The following is a 16,459-nucleotide window of genomic DNA, read 5'->3' on the forward strand; positions in this document are numbered from 1 at the left end:
ACAGTGCTCGTGACTTACGGGTCGCGGAGGAGACATGCATGGCCGATACGATGGGCCACTCGGCGACAGCCACCCGAAACACATCGGTGGCGCTCGGCTTCTGTCTGCTGGCGATTGCGCCGCAGATTTTCGAATTCATCTGGTCGATAGGGACGATTTTCGGTTGGGGCGCGGGGCGCGGCCCGGCCACGGTCGTGATCAGCCACGCCACCGCGTTGCTCGCCGGTGCGCCCGGTACGTTGATCGGAGCGGCCAGCGGTGACACCAAGAAGGCGTCGTCCGAGGTGCTGCTCGCGCTGATTTATTCCTATCCGATCTTTGCGGTGGCGATCGTCACGCTGTTCATGACCATCCGGTCGGCGCAGGACTATGTCGGCGGGGTCATCCTGATGGCGCTGGCCTTGTTTGCGCTGTGGGCCTCGAGCGATCTGCAGGGCATGCGCGGCTTCTCCTTCGGCGCCGGTACTGCGCCGCGGATGTTCGGCGGACTGCTGGTGGCCTTGTCCGCCGGCATCGCCCTGACCGGTCTTTTGACCGATGGGCCGGCGATGGCCCATTACTCATGGCGCGGGCCGATGTTCGTGATGGCGGCGATCCTGTTCTTCGCGCTGGCGATCCGGCCGCTCGGCCTCGTGGTCACGGCCTTTGCGAGCTTCATGATCGCGGCGACGGGGTCGCATGAGACGCGCTGGCTGGAGGCCGCCATCGTCGGCGCCTGCCTGACGCTTGGCTGCGCAATCCTCTTTCCCTACGTGCTCGGGCTACCGATGCCGATGTTTCCGCGTTTCCTGATCCAGTGAGGGCGTGATGGATATTTTTGCCAACCTCGCTCACGGCTTTGCCGTCGCGCTCTCTCCGATCAACCTCCTGATGTGCCTGATCGGTGCCCTCGTCGGCACGCTGGTCGGTGTTCTGCCGGGCATCGGCACCATCGCCACCGTCGCGATGCTGCTGCCGATCACCTTCGGACTGCCGCCGGTCGGTGCGCTGATCATGCTCGCCGGCATCTATTACGGCGCCCAGTATGGTGGCTCGACCACGTCGATCCTGGTCAATATTCCAGGTGAGGCGACATCGGTCGTCACCGCCATCGACGGTCACCAGATGGCCAAGCAGGGCCGCGCCGGCCCGGCGCTGGCGATCGCGGCGATCGGCTCGTTCTTCGCCGGCTGCGTCGCGACCGTTTTGATCGCCGTGCTCGGTGCGCCACTCACAAAACTCGCGCTGGCGTTCGGCCCGGCCGAATATTTCTCGCTGATGGTGCTCGGCCTGATCTTCGCCGTGGTGCTGGCCAAGGGCTCGGTGCTGAAGGCGATCGCGATGATCGTGTTCGGCCTCTTGCTGTCGATGGTCGGCTCGGACATCGAGACCGGCGCCTCGCGCATGGCCTTCAACATTCCGGAGCTCGCCGACGGCCTCGGCTTTGCGACGGTGGCGATGGGTGTGTTCGGCTTTGCCGAGATCATCCGCAATCTCGACCATGGCGCCGAGATGAACCGCGATCTCGTGCAGCAGAAGATCACCGGCCTGATGCCGACCAGGAAGGACCTAAAGGACTCCACGCCGGCGATCTTGCGCGGCACCGTGCTCGGCTCCATCCTCGGCATCCTGCCCGGCGGTGGTGCGGTCATCGCCTCGTTCGCGGCCTATACGCTCGAGAAGAAGCTTGCCAAGGATCCGAAGCGGTTCGGCCGCGGCGCGATCGAGGGCGTGGCGGCGCCGGAAAGCGCCAACAATGCCGCAGCACAGACCTCCTTCATCCCGCTGCTCACGCTCGGCATTCCGCCGAACGCGGTGATGGCGCTGATGGTGGGCGCGATGACCATCCACGGCATCGTGCCGGGTCCGCAGGTGATGCAGAAGCAGCCCGACCTCGTCTGGGGCATGATCGCCTCGATGTGGATCGGCAATCTGATGCTGATCATCATCAACCTGCCGCTGGTCGGAATCTGGGTCCGGCTGCTCCGCGTGCCGTACCGGCTGATGTTCCCGTCGATCGTGATCTTCTGCGCGATCGGCATCTACTCGGTGAACAACGCGCCGGTCGACGTCATCCTCGCCGGCGTGTTCGGTCTCGTCGGCTACTGGCTGATCAAGCACGATTTCGAGCCGGCGCCGCTGCTGCTCGGCATGGTGCTCGGACCGCTGATGGAAGAGAACCTGCGCCGCGCGCTGCTGATCTCGCGCGGCGACTGGAGCGTGTTCCTGACGCGTCCGCTGTCGGCGGTGCTGCTCGCGATCGCAGCGAGCCTGCTGCTGCTCACGGTGCTGCCCGCGTTGCGCTCGAAGCGCGACCAGGTGTTCACCGAATCCGAGAACTGAGGGCGCGGGCGCTGCGTGCCTGCGTCGGCGCGCCGCATTCGGAAGTCGAATCGACTTGTGTGACGGCTTCGTGAAATGAAAATGCCGGCCTTTTGGCCGGCATTTTTGTTTGGTCCAAGGACCGATACGGGGATCGACATGACCTTCATTCGCGCGCTCACAGGCGCATGTGCCGCAGCGCTCGCGTCGCTGTGCGCTTTTGTTGCGCCGGCTGAAGCGCAGACTTATCCGACGCGCGGCATCACCATGATCGTGCCGTTTGCGGCCGGCGGTCCGACCGACGTCATCGCGCGCATCGTCACCGGGCACATGGCGCAGACGCTGGGCCAGAGCATCATCATCGAGAACGTGGTCGGCGCCGGCGGCACCACCGCGACCACCCGCGCCGCGCGCGCGGCCAATGACGGCTATACGCTGATCACCGGGCATATGGGCACGCATGCCGCCTCGGTGCCGCTCTATCCCAAGCTCGCCTACCATCCCGAGAAGGACTTCGAGCCGATCGCGCTGCTCGCGGGTACCCCGATCCTGATCCTCGCGCGCAAGGACTTTCCGCCGAAGGATTTGAAGGAGTTCGTGGCCTATGTGAAGGCCAACGCCGAGAAGGTGAACGCTGCCCATGCCAGCGTCGGCTCGGTCTCGCACGTCTCCTGCGAGCTGCTGCACTCGATCCTCGACATCAAGCCGGTCGGCGTGCCCTTCAACGGCACGGGACCCGCGATGAACGCGCTGGTGGCGGGGCAGGTCGACTACATGTGCGACCAGATCGTCAACGCCGTGCCGCAGATCAATGCCGGCACCATCAAGGCCTATGCGATCGCAACGCCGGAGCGCAATCCGTCGCTGCCGAACGTGCCGACGACGGCGGAAGCGGGCCTGCCGAAATTCCAGGCCCAGGCCTGGAATGCGATGTTCGCGCCCAAGGGAACTTCGCCGGCGATCCTGGCCAGCCTGAATGCTGCGGCCAGCAAGGCGCTCGACGACGAGACCGTGAAGAAACGCCTGCTCGAGCTCGGCAGCGTCATCCCGGGTCCCGCGGAGCGGACGCCGGAGGCGCTGGCCACCCTCGTGAAGAACGAAATCGCAAAATGGACCCCGGTGCTCAAGCCGGCAACTTAGGCAATGCGATCAAGCCGATAGGGCAGGGGGCGGGACGTAAGTTCCGCCCCTTGTCGTTTGCGCCGGGACCACTCACTTTTCCGGGTATAATCGGAGCGGACAGCGAATCGCCGCTGTTGCAGCGCGGGGGCGGTCGCTAAGTTCGCCGCCTCCCCAAAGGCTCAGTCGCACATGCACCAGTATCAGGACCTGCTCGAGCGGATTCTTTCAGACGGCGCCGAGAAGACCGACCGAACCGGCACCGGTACGCTCTCGGTGTTCGGCCACCAGATGCGCTTCAATCTGTCGGCCGGCTTCCCGATGCTGACCACCAAGCGGCTGCCGCTGAAGGCGATCATCCACGAGCTGCTGTGGTTCCTGAAGGGCGACACCAACATCAAATATCTCAGGGACAACGGCGTCACCATCTGGGACGAATGGGCGGACGCCAATGGCGATCTCGGCCCGGTCTATGGCCATCAATGGCGCTCCTGGCCGGCGCCCGACGGCCGCAGCATCGACCAGATTGCGAACGTGGTCGATATGATCAAGCGCAATCCGGACTCGCGCCGCCTGATCGTCTCGGCGTGGAATCCAGCCGAAGTCGACAAGATGGCGCTGCCGCCATGCCATTGCCTGTTCCAGTTCTACGTCGCAGGCGGCAAGCTGTCCTGCCAGCTCTATCAGCGTTCGGCCGACGTCTTCCTCGGCGTGCCCTTCAATATCGCCTCCTATGCGCTGCTGACGATGATGGTGGCGCAGGTCACCGGCCTGAAGCCCGGCGACTTCGTGCATTCGTTCGGCGATACCCATCTCTACTCCAACCATCTGGAGCAGGCCCGGCTTCAGCTCACGCGCGCGCCGCGCGCGCTGCCGGTGATGCGGATCAATCCCGACGTGAAGGACATCTTCTCCTTCCGCTTTGAGGATTTCGAGCTCGTCGGCTACGATCCGCATCCGCACATCAAGGCGGAAGTCGCGGTTTAGCGCCGATGTCGCTCAACATCCGTCGTGTGCGCCCGGGCGAAGCCGGGCTCGTTCTCGCTTTCATCCGCGAGCTCGCCGAATACGAAAAGCTCTCGCACGAGGTCGAGGCGACCGAGGCCGACATCGCTGATGCGCTGTTCGGCGAGAGGCCACAGCTCTATTGCGCGATCGCAGAGTGGAACGGCGAGCCGGTCGGCTTCGCGGTGTGGTTTACGAATTTCTCCACCTTCAGCGGCCGCCATGGCATCTATCTCGAAGATCTCTACGTGCGGCCGTCGCACCGGGGCAGGGGCCTCGGCAAGGCCCTGCTGGTCTATCTCGCCAAGGAATGCGTCGACAACGGCTGGTCCCGCCTGCAATGGGCGGTGCTCGACTGGAACGCGCCGTCGATCGCGTTCTACAAATCTCTCGGCGCCGTCATGATGGACGACTGGACGCTGTGCCGTGTCACCGGGCCAGCGCTGACGCGGCTTGCCGGGAGTGCGCCCTGATGGAGATCGTCTTCGTCGTCGCCATCGCGGAGAACGGCGTCATCGGCGCCGGCAACGCCATGCCGTGGCGCATGAAATCCGACATGGCGCGCTTCAAGGCGCTCACGATCGGCAAGCCCGTGGTCATGGGCCGCAAGACCTTCGAATCCCTGCCCCGGCCGCTGCGGGACCGCACCAACATCGTGATCACGCGCGATGCGGCCTATCGCGCCAACGGCGCCATTGTCACGACATCGGCCGCTGATGCCGGCGCGGTTGCACTTGGCGACGCCCTGCGGCGTTCGGTCACCGAGATCGCGGTGATCGGCGGCGCCGAGATCTATCGGCAATGGCTCGATCGCGCCGATCGCCTCGAAGTCACCGAAGTGCACGCGCGCCCCGAAGGCGACACGCGTTTCGACATCGACAAGGCGGAATGGGACGAGGTTGAACGTATCCGCCATGCTGCCGGCCCCGACGACAGCGCCGACTTCTCCTATGTGACATATCGTCGGCGGCGCGGCCATTAACCGCTTTCGTCAATGTTTACATTGACTTTTTCGTGCCCGAGCATAGCTCGAAAGACGGCGAAGGCTGCGTTGTAAGGGACTTGCCTGTCCCCTATAAAGCCGGACCGGACAAAGCGGGCGGGGGCAATTCCACCCTGCCGAGGAGAGCGTCGAATGCCGTGGAAGAATCAGGGCGGTGGCCCATGGGGCTCGGGTCCGAAGGGACCATGGGGCTCAGGCCCGCAACCGGTCGGGCCGAGGCCGCCGGATCTGGAAGACCTTCTGCGGCGCGGCCAGGACCGCCTCCAGCAGATCATGCCGGGAGGCTATTTCTCCGGCATCGGCATCACGCTGATCGTGCTGCTGATTGTCGCGTTCTGGCTGCTGTCGGGCTTCTTCCGCGTGCAGTCCGAAGAGCTCGGCGTCGTGCTGCGCTTCGGCAAGCATGTTCGCACCGTGCAACCGGGCCTGAACTATCATCTGCCCTATCCGATCGAGACAGTGCTGCTGCCCAAGGCGCTGCGCGTCAACACCATCTCCATCGGCATGACGCTGATCGACGATCCGGCGCGGCGCGGCCGCTCCATTCGTGACGTGCCGGAAGAGAGCCTGATGCTGACCGGCGACGAGAACATCGTCGACGTCGACTTCACCGTGCTCTGGCGCATCAAGCCGGATGGCGTCGGCGACTTCCTCTTCAACATCCAAAATCCCGAAGGCACTGTGAAGGCGGTCTCCGAGAGCGCGATGCGCGAGGTGATCGGCCGCTCGCAGATCCAGCCGATCCTCACCGGCGCGCGCAACGTCACCGAGCAGGGCGTGCAGGAGCTGATCCAGAAGACCCTGGACAGCTACGGCGCCGGCATTCAGGTCAGCCAGGTGCAGATGCAGAAGGTCGATCCGCCGGCGCAGGTGATCGACGCCTTCCGCGACGTCCAGGCGGCGCGCGCCAATCTCGAGCAGTTGCAGAACGAGGCACAGACCTACGCCAACCAGGTGGTGCCGCAGGCGCGCGGACGCTCGGCGCAGATCATGCAAGCCGCCGAAGGTTACAAGGAGCAGGCGGTTGCCGAGGCCAAGGGCCAGAGCGCGCGCTTCCTGAAGGTGTACGAGGAATACAAGAAGGCGCCCGACGTGACGCGTGAACGGATCTATCTGGAGACGATGGAGCGCGTGCTCGGCGGCGCGGACAAGCTCGTCTATGACGGCGGGCCCTCGGGCCAGGGCATCGTGCCCTATCTGCCGCTCGGCGAACTGACGACCAAGCGGCCGCCTACCACCGGTCCGCAGTCGAGCGGAGGCAGCCGATGAGGTCCCCGGTCACAGGTATCGTTACCCTGCTCGCCCTCCTGCTCGTCGTGATCGTCGGCTACATGTCGCTGTTCACGGTGCAGCAGACCGAGCAGACCATCGTGCTGCAGTTCGGCCGGCCCGTCGACGTCGTCACCGCACCCGGCCTGCACTTCAAGGCGCCGTGGAATTCGGTGATCAACATCGACAAGCGGATTCTCGACCTGGAGAACCCGTCGCAGGAAGCGATCGCCTCCGATCAGAAGCGGCTCGTGGTCGACGCCTTCGCGCGCTACCGCATCAAGGACGCGCTGCGCTTCTATCAGAGCGTCGGCTCGATCCAGGCTGCCAACATCCAGCTCACCACGCTCCTGAACGCGGCGCTGCGCCGCGTGCTGGGCGAGGTCACCTTCATCAACGTGGTGCGCGACGATCGCGAGAAGCTGATGCAGCGCATCCGCGACCAGCTCGATCGCGAGGCCGACGGTTACGGCATCCAGGTCGTCGACGTCAGGATCCGCCGCGCCGACCTGCCGGAGCAGAACAGCCAGGCGGTCTATCAACGTATGAAGACGGAGCGCGAGCGCGAGGCGGCCGAGTTCCGCGCACAGGGCGGCCAGAAGGCCCAGGAGATCAAGTCCAAGGCCGATCGTGAGGCGACCGTCATCGTCGCGGAAGCGAATTCGCAGGCCGAGCAGACCCGGGGTGCCGGCGATGCCGAGCGCAACCGCCTGTTCGCCGAAGCCTACAGCAAGGATGCCGACTTCTTCGCCTTCTACCGGTCGATGACGGCCTACGAGAACGGGCTGAAGTCGAACGACACCCGCTTCCTGCTGCGGCCGGACTCGGATTTCTTCCGGTACTTCAGTAACCCGTCCGGCAAGATGGCGACCGAGACGCCGGCGAAGCCGTAAGCTAGACAAAGGGCGGCGGATCTCGCCGCCCTTCGTCCAGACAAGAATAGCATCACGGGAGGTTCCAATCCGATGAGGTCCATTGCGTTCGCCGACTTCCTCATCGGCTTGGGCATCCTGTTCGTGCTGGAAGGCTTGATGTTTGCGGCAAGTCCTAACTGGATGCGCAAGGCCATGAAGAGCGCCATCGCCACGCCGGACAACATCCTGCGGGCAGTCGGGATCGGTTCGGCCGTCGTCGGCCTGGTCCTGATCTGGGTTATGCGGCGCCCAATTTAGGCGTCGCGCCAACGCCAAAGTGAAGGCGACAGACCGGTTTTCGCCGTATTATCGGGGTTCTGAGGCCCGTTAAGCTCCGCGCTTGCGCCGTCCTCCCGTCAAGCGCAGTCTGGCGCCGAATCCCTCTCTCTGGAGATCACAATGACCGCTGCCACCATTGCCCCGTCCCGCTCGCGACTTGGTGTGCGAATTGGGCTGGCCGCGCTCGCCGTCGCTGGTTTCAGCGCGTTCGGTACGCCGGTCTATGCGCGCGGACCGGAGGGCATCGCCGACGTCGCCGAGAAGGTGATCGACGCGGTCGTCAACATCTCGACCTCGCAGACCGTCGAGGCCAAGGGCGGCGGCAGCAACGCCATGCCGCAATTGCCGCCCGGCTCGCCCTTCGAGGAGTTCTTCGACGACTTCTTCAAGAACCGCAAAGGTCCGGGCGGCAGCAAGGGTGGCGAGCGCGGCGACGGCGGCCAGCCGCCGCGCAAGACCAACTCGCTCGGAAGCGGCTTCATCATCGACACGTCAGGCGTCGTCGTCACCAACAACCACGTCATCGCGGACGCCGACGAGATCAACGTCATCCTCAACGACGGTACCAAGATCAAGGCCGAGCTGGTCGGCGTCGACAAGAAGACCGACCTTGCGGTGCTGAAGTTCAAGCCGACCAAGCCGCTGGTCGCGGTGAAGTTCGGCGATAGCGACAAGTTGCGTCTCGGCGACTGGGTGGTCGCGATCGGCAACCCGTTCAGCCTGGGCGGCACGGTGACGGCCGGCATCGTCTCGGCCAAGAACCGCGACATCTCCTCGGGTCCCTATGACAGCTACATCCAGACCGACGCCTCCATCAACCGCGGCAATTCCGGCGGTCCGCTGTTCAACCTCGACGGCGACGTCATCGGCGTCAACACGCTGATCATCTCGCCCTCGGGCGGCTCGATCGGCATCGGCTTCGCCGTGCCCTCGAAGACGGTCGCAGGTGTCGTCGACCAGCTCCGTCAGTTCGGCGAGCTGCGCCGCGGCTGGTTAGGGGTGCGCATCCAGAGCGTCACCGACGAGATCGCCGAGAGCCTCAACATCAAGCCGGCGCGCGGCGCGCTGGTTGCCGGCGTCGACGACAAGGGCCCGGCCAAGCCGGCCGGCATCGAGCCGGGCGACGTCGTCGTCAAGTTCGATGGCAAGGACGTCAAGGATCCGAAGGACCTGTCCCGCGTCGTCGCCGACACCGCGGTCGGCAAGGAGGTCGACGTCGTCATCATCCGCAAGGGCAAGGAGGAAACCAAGAAGGTCACGCTCGGCCGCCTCCAGGATCCCGACAAGGTGCAGGCCGCGGTGAAGACCGACGAGCCCGCGCCCGAAAAGACCGTGACGCAGAAGGCGCTCGGCCTTGATCTTGCGGTGCTGAACAAGGATCTGCGCACGCGCTACAAGATCAAGGAGAGCGTCAAGGGCGTGGTCGTCACCAATGTCGACGCCAATTCCGACGCCGCCGAGAAGCGCCTCTCCGCCGGCGACGTCATCGTCGAGGTCGCGCAGGAGGCCGTCACCAGCGGCGCCGACATCCAGAAGCGCGTCGACCAGCTCAAGAAGGACGGCAAGAAGTCGGTGCTGCTGCTGGTCTCCAACGCCGACGGCGAACTGCGGTTCGTGGCGCTGAGCGTGCAGTAGTTGCTAGGGCAGTCTCGAAGGGTGGGCAAAGGCGCATAGCGCCGTGCCCACCGACTTTCCACTATCGCTGCGAGAGTGGTGGGCACGGCGCCAGCGCGCCTTTGCCCACCCGACGGCTTCTGAGCGAACAGCGAGAGCTGACGACGAGAGAGGCTACCCCTCCACGAACTCGTCCCGCCGATACCCCTGCGCATACAGCAGCGCGGTGAGGTCGCCGTGGTCGATCCGCGCCGCTGCCGCGGCCGCCACGGCCGGCTTGGCATGATAGGCGACGCCCAGTCCCGCCGCCTGGATCATGGCGAGATCGTTGGCGCCGTCGCCGACCACGACCGAGTCGATGTCGTCGAGATCGAACGACTCCATCAGATCCACGAGCGTCGCGAGCTTCGCCGCGCGGCCCAGAATCGGCTCCTTCACCTCGCCGGTGAACTTGCCGTCGCGCACGACGAGCTCGTTGGCGCGGTTCTCCTGGAAGCCGATCTTGGCGGCGACCGCGGTCGTGAACAGCGTGAAGCCGCCGGAGACGAGACAGGTATAGGCGCCGTGGGCGCGCATGGTCGCGACCAGTTCGCGGCCGCCCGGGGTCAGCGTGATGCGCTTGGCCAGCACCTCGTCGACCACGCCGGCGGGCAGGTCCTTCAGCAGCGCGACGCGCTCGCGCAGCGCCGGCTCGAACTCGATCTCGCCGCGCATCGCGCGTTCGGTGATGGCGGCCACGTGGGCCTTCATCCCGACGAGATCGGCGAGCTCGTCGATGCATTCCTGGCCGATCATGGTGGAATCCATGTCGGCGAGAAAAAGTCTCTTGCGCCGGGCGCCGACTGGCTGCACGACGATGTCGACGGGCAGGTCGCCGCGAAGCTCGCGGAGCCGCTCCTCGATGGCGTGACGGTCGCCTTCGAGGTTACTGTCGGCGCCGAAGGGGATGTCGACCGCGACCCCGTCGAACAGCCAGTGCGCGGGAGCTGCCTGGGGCAGCACGGCGCGGGCGCCATCGACGATGGTCGAGTCGAGAGCGGGATTGTCGGGGTTGCAGATCAGCGTGGCGACGAGGGACATTTGAGGTTTTCGTGAGCGAGGGGCAAGTCAGCAGAAGCCATGTCGGCAAGGCCGTGCTTATCGCAGGCCCGACCGCCAGCGGCAAGTCGGCGCTGGCGCTGGAGCTTGCCCTCAGCACGGACGGGGTCGTCATCAATGCCGATTCCATGCAGGTCTATCGCGACCTCCGCATCATCACGGCGCGTCCCACACAAATCGAGGAAGCGCGCGCGCCGCATCGCCTGTACGGTCATGTCGATGCAGCCGTGAATTTCTCGGCCGGTGCCTGGGTGAGTGATGCCGCCAAGGCGCTCGACGAGGCGAAAGCGGAAGGTCGCCTGCCGATCTTCATCGGCGGCACCGGGCTTTATTTCAAGGCGCTGACGGCCGGGCTCTCCGTGGTGCCGCCGATTCCCGCCGAGGTGCGCGAGGACGTGCGCGCGCGGCTGGAACGGAACGGCGCGGAGGCGCTGCATGCGGAACTGGCGCGTCGTGATCCCAGCGCGGCCGGGCGATTGAACCTGCGTGACCGCACGCGCATTGCGCGCGCACTCGAAGTGGTCGAGGCGACCGGCCGTTCGCTGCTCGACTGGCACCAGGAGGGCCAGCCGCCGCTGCTACCGAAGGACAGTTTTCGCGCGGTATTTCTCGCGCCCGAGCGGGACGAGCTTTACGCCCGCATCGATGCCCGCTTCGATGCCATGCTGGGCACCGGTGCATTGAGCGAGGTCGAGCGGCTCGCGGCCAGACACCTCGATCCGCTGCTGCCGGCGATGAAGGCCCATGGCGTGCCGGCCCTGATCCGGCATCTGCGCGGTGAGCTCAGCCTGGAGGACGCCGCAGGAATCGGCCGCGCCGACACCCGCCACTATGCCAAGCGGCAATTCACCTGGTTCCGGCACCAATTGCCGGAGTTCGAATGGGTGAAGCCGGGGGAGGCGAGGGGATGGCTCGCCGCCATTGCGAACGCGGCCCGCGACCTCGCCTGAGGCGCTTTTCTGTCCGGGTTCCCAAATTTACCTCTCGCCGAACCCGGGGAACACCGCTACACTGGCAAAATCGCGCGGGAACGGCCGCATCGCCTTGACATCCGGGCTTTGGCCGCTATGTTTCGCGCAACCTTTGGGAAGCCGGGCACCTGCCATGCGTAACATTATTACCAAACTCCTTATCGCCGTCGTACCCAGGCACACCGCCGGGGGTGGCTAGCTGCCATCCACATGACAGGCGGTGTGCATGGGCCCTCTTCGGGGCCTTTTTTATTTCCCGAACCCGACACGAACGAAGCCGCTGACAACAGCGCATCCGGAGCAAGCCAATGAGCGACAAGAGCCACGATCCGAACCAGATGACCGGCGCCGCGATGATCGTCCGCGCGCTCATCGATCACGGCGTGACCGACATTTTCGGCTATCCCGGCGGCGCGGTGCTTCCGATCTACGACGAGATCTTCCAGCAGAGCGAGGTCCAGCACATCCTGGTCCGTCACGAGCAGGGCGCGGGCCATGCGGCCGAAGGTTATGCGCGCTCGACCGGCAAGCCGGGCGTTGCGCTGGTGACGTCAGGCCCCGGCGCCACCAACATGGTGACGCCGCTGACCGACGCGCTGATGGACTCGATCCCGCTGGTCTGCATCTCCGGCCAGGTGCCGACGCATCTGATCGGCAACGACGCGTTCCAGGAATGCGACACCGTCGGCATCACGCGTCCCTGCACCAAGCACAATTGGCTGGTGCGCGACGTCAACGATCTCGCAAAAGTGCTGCACGAGGCGTTCTACGTTGCGACCACGGGCCGTCCCGGCCCCGTCTTGGTCGACGTTCCCAAGGACGTGCAGTTCGCGACCGGCACCTATCATCCGCCGCGCAAGTCCGACGTGCACCGCTCCTACGCGCCGCGCGTCAAGGGCGATGCGACCCAGATCCGCAAGGCCGTGGCGCTGCTCGCCAATGCCAAGCGCCCCGTGATCTACAGCGGCGGCGGCGTCATCAATTCCGGCCCCGAGGCGACCAGGCTGCTGCGCGAGCTGGTCGAGGTCACCGGCTTTCCGATCACCTCGACGCTGATGGGCCTCGGTGCCTATCCGGCGTCGGGCAAGAACTGGCTCGGCATGCTCGGCATGCACGGCACCTACGAAGCCAACATGACGATGCATGATTGCGACGTCATGCTGTGCGTCGGCGCGCGTTTCGACGACCGCATCACCGGCCGCGTCGACGCGTTCTCGCCGGGCTCGAAGAAGATCCACATCGACATCGACCCGTCCTCGATCAACAAGAACATCCGCGTCGACGTGCCGATCATCGGCGATTGCGGCAACATCCTCGGCGACATCCTCCAGGTGTTCAAGGCGGAGGCGAAGAAGCCCGACATCAAGGCGTGGTGGCAGCAGATCGCGCAGTGGCGCGCCCGCAACTCGCTGTATTACAAGAAGAGCAACGACATCATCCTGCCGCAGCACGCGATCCAGAGCCTGTTCGAGGCGACGCGCGGCAAGGATACCTACATCACGACGGAAGTGGGCCAGCACCAGATGTGGGCGGCGCAGTTCTTCGGCTTCGAGGAGCCGCATCGCTGGATGACGTCGGGCGGTCTCGGCACCATGGGCTACGGCCTGCCGGCCGCGGTCGGCGTGCAGGTTGCCCATCCCGACAGCCTGGTCATCGACATCGCGGGCGATGCGTCGGTGCAGATGACGATGCAGGAGATGTCGACGGCGGTTCAGTACGAGCTGCCGATCAAGATCTTCATCCTGAACAACCAGTATATGGGCATGGTGCGGCAGTGGCAGCAGCTGCTCCATGGCAACCGGCTGTCGCATTCCTACTCGGAGGCGATGCCGGACTTCGTCAAGCTCGCGGAAGCTTACGGCGGCGTCGGCTTCCAGGTGCACAAGCCCGGCGATCTCGACGGTGCCATTCAGGAGATGATCTCGGTCAAGCGCCCGGTGCTGTTCGACTGCCGCGTCGCGTCGCTGGAAAACTGCTTCCCGATGATTCCGTCCGGCAAGGCGCACAACGAGATGCTGTTGCCGGAGCAGGCCAACGACGAGGCCACCGCCAAGGCTTTCGCCGGCGGCAAGGCGCTGGTGTGACGCGAGACATTTGAGGGGACGACAATGAACCAGCCCGCATCCGCCTACTTCATCGAAGAGCGCCATGATCCGAACGAGACGCACACGCTTGCCGTGCTCGTGCAGAACGAGCCGGGCGTGCTCGCGCGCGTCATCGGCCTGTTTTCGGGCCGCGGCTACAACATCGAAAGCCTTACGGTCTCCGAAACCGAGGCCCAGAAACATCTGTCGCGCATCACCATCGTCACCACGGGGACGCCGATGGTGATCGCGCAGATCAAGAACCAGCTCGACCGCATGATCCCGGTCTACCAGGTCGTCGACATGACCCAGACCCGGCGCTCGATCGAACGGGAGCTCGCGATGGTGAAGGTGCGGGGGCAGGGCGAGCACCGGGTCGAGGCGCTCAGGCTCGCGGATGCGTTCCGCGCCCGCGTGATCGACGCAACGACCGAGAGCTTTGTGTTCGAGATCACAGGCAATACGGACAAGATCAATCAATACATCGACCTGATGCGCCCGCTCGGCCTCGTCGAGGTGTCGCGCACCGGCGTTGCCGCGATCGGCCGCGGGCCTGAAGGGATGTGAACCATGCTGGCGCGCGACTGGTACTATAACGAGCGGAACCGGATGGGGATCGAGCCCGCGGTGGCCTCGATCTACGACGCCCACGACGATGCCGATCTGCGGGCGCGCGCCGCGCTGAAAATGCTGGGAGTCCAGCGCGGCTGGCGCATCGCCGACATCGGCTGCGGCAACGGCGTGCTGGCGACCGAAGCCGCGCTGCTGGGCGCCGAGGTCGACGCCATCGACATCTCGCCGGCGATGCTGGCGCTTGCGGAGATCTACGCGCGCGATCGCAAGGCGCCCGTGCGCACCCAGTCCGCCGGCCTGCTCAGCTTCGCCTATCGGCCGGAATCCTACGATCTGATCGTCAGCGAATTCACGCTGCACCATTTGCCGGATTTCTGGAAGGCGGTCGCGATGTCGCGGATTTTTCGCGCGCTCAAGCCGGGCGCGAGCTTTTATCTGCGCGACATCGTCTACGCCTCCATGCCCGACGCGATCGAGCGCGACGTGGAGCAATGGGCCGACTACCACATCAAGAACCACGATTTTTCGCGCGAGGGCGTGGTGATGCATATGCGCGACGAATATTCCACCTTCGGCTGGGTGATGGAGCGGATGCTGACCGACGTCGGCTTCACGCTGGTCTCGGCCGATTACCACGCACCGATGCACGGCACGTATCTGCTGCGCAAACCAAGAGCCGGCGAGCAAGGCTAGACGACAACAACAGGGCTGCACGACAGGGCAGAACCGAGAACAACAATGAAGCCGGCCGATATCCTCATCGCCATCCTGGTGGCGATCATCTGGGGGCTTGCCTTCGTGGCAAGCCGGATCGCGCTCGACGAGTTTTCGCCGGAACTGATGACCGCGATGCGCTTTTCCATCGCCGCGCTGCCGTGCCTGTTCATCCCCAAGCCGAAAGTCGCATGGTCGCTTCTGATCGCGATCAGCTTCACGTTGTTCCTCGGTCAATTCCTGAGCCAGGCGTACGGCATTGCGCATGGCGTGCCCGTGGGGCTGACCAGCGTCGTGGTGCAGAGCCAGGCCCTGTTCACCATCGGATTTGCCGCGATCGCCTTCGGCGAACGGCCGACGCCGGTCCAGACGCTCGGCGTTGGTATCGCTGCGACCGGCCTTCTGATGATCTGCGGTACGGTCGGTTATGATTTCAGTGTCGCTGCATTTGCAGTGCTGATGATCGCTCCGATCTGCTTTGCCGTCGGCAATCTCCTGCTGCGCGGCGCCCGCGGCGCGCCGATGTTCGATTTGTTTGCCTGGCTCTGTCTCATCGCTGCGGTGCCGCTGTTCGCGCTTGCGCTGGTCGTCAACGGGCCAATGCCGACCTTCGAGTCGCTGATCCACATGTCACTGACCGGCTTGATCTGCCTGCTGGTGATCGGCGCCATCTCGACCAGCATCGCCTACTGGCTCTGGGGACGGCTGCTGCGCGACTATCCCGCTGCGCAAGTGGTGCCGTTCGCGCTGCTGGTCCCGTTCGTCGGCTCGGCCGCCTCCAGCATCGTGTTCGGCGAGCGGTTCGGACCCCTGCGGCTTGCGGGCATGCTGACCGTGATCGGTGGTATCGCGGTGATGGTGCTGGCGAGGCGGCCGCAAGTCCTGCCGAAGACGGCGTGAGGTGAACATGACCTACTCGCTGTTCTATGCCTTCCTTGCCTTCATGGCCGTGATGTACTTCACGCCCGGGCCGAACAATATCATGCTGCTGTCCTCGGGCCTGACCTACGGCTTCCGTCGAACCATCCCGCACATCGTCGGAATCGTCCTCGGCTTCGCCTTCATGGTTGCCACCGTCGGCCTCGGGCTCGGCACCGTGTTCTTGGCCTACCCGATCCTCCAGACCATTTTGAAATATGCCGGTGCCGCCTACCTGATCTATCTTGCCGCTGCGATCGCCATGTCCGGCCCGACCAGGCCGGGCGAGGAGGACGGCCGCGGCCCGATGACCTTCTGGGGCGCGGCGATGTTCCAATGGATCAACGCCAAGGGCTGGGTGATCGTGATCGGCACCATCACCGCCTATGCGGCGATTGCCCGGTTTCCGCTCAACATCGCGATCCAGACCGTTATCAGCCTGCTGGTCGGCACGGTCTCGACCGTGGTCTGGGCCCTGTTCGGCTCCGCATTGCGGCCGGTCCTGACCTCGGAGCGGCTGGTTCGCGCCTTCAATATCCTGATGGCGCTCCTGCTGCTGGCCTCCCTCTACCCCGTTTTCATGGATGCATGATGTCG

Annotated in this window: 17 protein-coding genes; 16 read left to right on the forward strand and 1 reads right to left on the reverse strand. The window is 65.0% G+C overall.

The features are described from left to right. Positions 1-38 precede the first annotated feature (38 nt). The 10 genes from AABA84_RS09580 (at position 39) to AABA84_RS09625 (ending at position 9,525) form a co-directional block, all read left to right on the forward strand. On the forward strand, positions 39-800 hold the full coding sequence (locus tag AABA84_RS09580; RefSeq protein ID WP_212429003.1) for a tripartite tricarboxylate transporter TctB family protein: 762 nt from the start codon (positions 39-41) through the stop codon (positions 798-800). Positions 801-807: 7 nt separating this feature from the next. After that, positions 808-2,322: a tripartite tricarboxylate transporter permease gene (locus tag AABA84_RS09585; RefSeq protein WP_338311946.1), complete on the forward strand. Its 1,515-nt coding sequence runs from the start codon at positions 808-810 to the stop codon at positions 2,320-2,322. A 138-nt stretch (positions 2,323-2,460) separates the two neighbouring features. After that, a complete protein-coding gene (locus AABA84_RS09590; RefSeq protein ID WP_338311947.1) occupies positions 2,461-3,441 on the forward strand; it encodes a tripartite tricarboxylate transporter substrate binding protein BugD in 981 nt (326 codons plus the stop codon). A 171-nt stretch (positions 3,442-3,612) separates the two neighbouring features. Further along, complete coding sequence (locus AABA84_RS09595) at positions 3,613-4,407, forward strand: thymidylate synthase (RefSeq protein WP_018319711.1); 795 nt, start codon at positions 3,613-3,615, stop codon at positions 4,405-4,407. A 5-nt stretch (positions 4,408-4,412) separates the two neighbouring features. Then, positions 4,413-4,898 carry a GNAT family N-acetyltransferase gene (locus tag AABA84_RS09600; protein ID WP_212249834.1) on the forward strand — a complete coding sequence of 162 codons (486 nt, stop codon included), beginning with the start codon at positions 4,413-4,415 and terminating at the stop codon, positions 4,896-4,898. After that, positions 4,898-5,407 (forward strand): dihydrofolate reductase, encoded by a 510-nt coding sequence (locus tag AABA84_RS09605; RefSeq protein ID WP_028145455.1) that lies wholly within the window; start codon positions 4,898-4,900, stop codon positions 5,405-5,407. The genes AABA84_RS09600 and AABA84_RS09605 overlap by 1 nt, the downstream gene beginning before the upstream one ends. 153 nt (positions 5,408-5,560) lie before the next feature. Further along, positions 5,561-6,697, forward strand: coding sequence for an FtsH protease activity modulator HflK (hflK, locus tag AABA84_RS09610; protein ID WP_028145454.1), 1,137 nt, complete (start codon positions 5,561-5,563; stop codon positions 6,695-6,697). Next, positions 6,694-7,590: a protease modulator HflC gene (hflC, locus tag AABA84_RS09615; protein WP_212249832.1), complete on the forward strand. Its 897-nt coding sequence runs from the start codon at positions 6,694-6,696 to the stop codon at positions 7,588-7,590. Before hflK ends, hflC begins: the two co-directional genes overlap by 4 nt. A 72-nt stretch (positions 7,591-7,662) precedes the next feature. Beyond that, entirely contained in the window at positions 7,663-7,869 is a 207-nt protein-coding gene (locus AABA84_RS09620; RefSeq protein ID WP_028145452.1) for a DUF2065 domain-containing protein, read from the forward strand. A 141-nt stretch (positions 7,870-8,010) separates the two neighbouring features. Then, positions 8,011-9,525, forward strand: coding sequence for a Do family serine endopeptidase (locus tag AABA84_RS09625; RefSeq protein ID WP_338306246.1), 1,515 nt, complete (start codon positions 8,011-8,013; stop codon positions 9,523-9,525). Positions 9,526-9,678: 153 nt separating this feature from the next. On the opposite strand, the gene serB is transcribed toward AABA84_RS09625, so the two are convergent. Continuing rightward, positions 9,679-10,584 (reverse strand): phosphoserine phosphatase SerB, encoded by a 906-nt coding sequence (gene serB / locus AABA84_RS09630; RefSeq protein WP_212249828.1) that lies wholly within the window; start codon positions 10,582-10,584, stop codon positions 9,679-9,681. An 11-nt stretch (positions 10,585-10,595) separates the two neighbouring features. Here serB and miaA point away from each other — a divergent pair, with 11 nt between their 5' ends. From miaA to AABA84_RS09660, 6 genes are all read left to right on the forward strand, one after another. Further along, entirely contained in the window at positions 10,596-11,552 is a 957-nt protein-coding gene (gene miaA / locus AABA84_RS09635) for a tRNA (adenosine(37)-N6)-dimethylallyltransferase MiaA (protein WP_212249826.1), read from the forward strand. 329 nt (positions 11,553-11,881) lie between these two features. Further along, entirely contained in the window at positions 11,882-13,657 is a 1,776-nt protein-coding gene (locus AABA84_RS09640; RefSeq protein ID WP_212249824.1) for an acetolactate synthase 3 large subunit, read from the forward strand. A 24-nt stretch (positions 13,658-13,681) separates the two neighbouring features. After that, a complete protein-coding gene (gene ilvN / locus AABA84_RS09645; protein ID WP_028145447.1) occupies positions 13,682-14,224 on the forward strand; it encodes an acetolactate synthase small subunit in 543 nt (180 codons plus the stop codon). Positions 14,225-14,227: 3 nt separating this feature from the next. Next, complete coding sequence (locus AABA84_RS09650) at positions 14,228-14,923, forward strand: class I SAM-dependent methyltransferase (RefSeq protein WP_028145446.1); 696 nt, start codon at positions 14,228-14,230, stop codon at positions 14,921-14,923. Positions 14,924-14,968: 45 nt separating this feature from the next. Next, complete coding sequence (locus AABA84_RS09655; protein ID WP_212249822.1) at positions 14,969-15,844, forward strand: EamA family transporter; 876 nt, start codon at positions 14,969-14,971, stop codon at positions 15,842-15,844. Positions 15,845-15,851: 7 nt separating this feature from the next. Beyond that, entirely contained in the window at positions 15,852-16,454 is a 603-nt protein-coding gene (locus AABA84_RS09660; RefSeq protein ID WP_212249820.1) for a LysE family translocator, read from the forward strand. Positions 16,455-16,459: the final 5 nt, after the last annotated feature.

The organism is Bradyrhizobium sp. TM239 (assembly GCF_036247985.1).
In the GTDB taxonomy this organism is placed as follows: Bacteria; Pseudomonadota; Alphaproteobacteria; order Rhizobiales; family Xanthobacteraceae; genus Bradyrhizobium; species Bradyrhizobium ottawaense.